The organism is Polaromonas sp. P1_G2 (assembly GCF_056405515.1).
Genome location: NZ_JBFUBY010000973.1, coordinates 1 through 492 on the forward strand (window position 1 = coordinate 1; position 492 = coordinate 492).

The following is a 492-nucleotide window of genomic DNA, read 5'->3' on the forward strand; positions in this document are numbered from 1 at the left end:
CTCTTTGATCGCCCCTATGACCCGTATTGGATTATAAGGCTTGTCAAAGAACCTCCCTTGAACCGGCAGCATGTCATCGCTGAGATGGCGGTTTCCCGACGTTACGATGATCTTAATCGGCGGCCACCTATCGCGCACCGCGCTTGCTAGCTTCAAGCCGTCCATACTGCCCGGCATGTCGATATCCGTGAAAACGAGATGGATGTCTGAATGTTGATTCAAGATTTCTATGGCTTCGTCTGCGTTCGAGGCCTCAAAAACTCTGAAACCGCTGGATTCCAGGGAGATTACAACGTCCAACCGTATGAGGATTTCATCCTCAACAACAAGAACTGAGATGCCGTTGTAAATCATCATTAAATGCTCCGCAAACCAGCTTGGCATATGCATCTTGAGACCCGATAACGGAAACGCATTCGAAACGGTAATGATCCCTGCCAAAAGGAGGCCAGGAAAATCACTATGACGTGTCTGTTTTTAGCCATTCGGAGG

The 492-nt window shown here is 48.8% G+C and carries 1 protein-coding gene; it reads right to left on the reverse strand.

The genetic code is table 11. The annotated features are described in order from the left end of the window. On the reverse strand, window positions 1-441 hold a 441-nt coding region (locus AC1D0P_RS28615), incomplete at its 3' end, for a response regulator (RefSeq protein ID WP_477679826.1). Window positions 442-492: the final 51 nt, after the last annotated feature.